Source organism: Lysinibacillus sp. GbtcB16 (assembly GCF_019091145.1).
GTDB classification, from domain to species: Bacteria; Bacillota; Bacilli; order Bacillales_A; family Planococcaceae; genus Lysinibacillus; species Lysinibacillus fusiformis.
In genome coordinates this window covers 1-237 of sequence record NZ_JAGXJV010000846.1, presented here as the reverse complement: position 1 = coordinate 237, position 237 = coordinate 1, and the positions used below count along the sequence as shown (strand labels likewise).

The window sequence follows — 237 nt, the reverse complement described above, 5'->3', positions numbered from 1 at the left end:
CTAGTTGTTTCTAAACTTACATCGGAAGAGATCGGAGATCTTCGCAGGCAACTTCCTGCCATTTCAGAAATGTGCAAGCGAATATCGACATATGGTGTACCCTCTACGCTTGTCCACGGCGACTTACATATGGGGAATGTGGCAAGCAGTAATGGGCGCATGGTTGGAATAGAACTAATGGTTTCTCAACTATTGGAAAATCCATGCCATTGAGCTCCCTCGAAGAACGATAGTTCA

Annotated in this window: 1 protein-coding gene; it reads left to right on the top strand. The window is 45.1% G+C overall.

The features are described 5' to 3' along the window. Positions 1-213: hypothetical protein (locus tag KVT27_RS26065; protein WP_217582321.1), on the top strand; the 213-nt coding region annotated here is incomplete at its 5' end. Between the last annotated feature and the right edge of the window lie 24 nt (positions 214-237).